This window comes from Halomonas borealis (assembly GCF_004798905.1).
In the GTDB taxonomy this organism is placed as follows: Bacteria; Pseudomonadota; Gammaproteobacteria; order Pseudomonadales; family Halomonadaceae; genus Halomonas; species Halomonas borealis.
This window is the reverse complement of sequence record NZ_SDMO01000029.1, coordinates 1-479: the sequence shown is the minus strand read 5'-3', so window position 1 is coordinate 479 and position 479 is coordinate 1. Positions and strand designations below refer to the sequence as shown.

1 protein-coding gene is annotated in these 479 nt (G+C 71.4%); it reads left to right on the top strand.

Annotation, left to right across the window (positions count from 1 at the left end):
* On the top strand, nt 1-479 hold a 479-nt coding region (gene vgrG, locus ETC07_RS14970; protein WP_136249321.1), incomplete at both ends, for a type VI secretion system tip protein VgrG.

Genomic DNA, 479 nt, shown 5'->3' with positions numbered 1-479 from the left:
CCGGCGGTGATCGACTTCACCCATGAGGAGGCGCTGTCGGCGCCCTTCCACCTGCGGGTGCGTTTCGCCAGCCGCGCCGCCGACCTCTCGCCGGAGGCGCTGCTCGACCGCCCGGCGAGCCTCACCGTGTGGCAGGACGGCGTGGCTCAGCGGCGCGTGCACGGCATCGTCGCCGAGTTCGGGCGCGGCGACCGCGGCCACCGCCGCAGCCACTACGAGGTGGTCATCCGGCCCTCGCTGTGGCGCCTCTCGCTGCGCCACAACTCGCGGATCTTCCAGCGCGTCTCGCCGCTGACCATCCTCAATACCCTGTGCGAGGAACGCGGCCTCACCGACGTGGCCTTCGCGGTGACCCGCGAGCCCGCCGAACGCGAGTACTGCGTGCAGTACCGCGAGACCGATCTCGCGTTCGTCGAGCGGCTGGCCGCCGAGGAAGGGCTGTTCTACTTCCATGAGTTCGAGGACACCGAGCGCGGCGC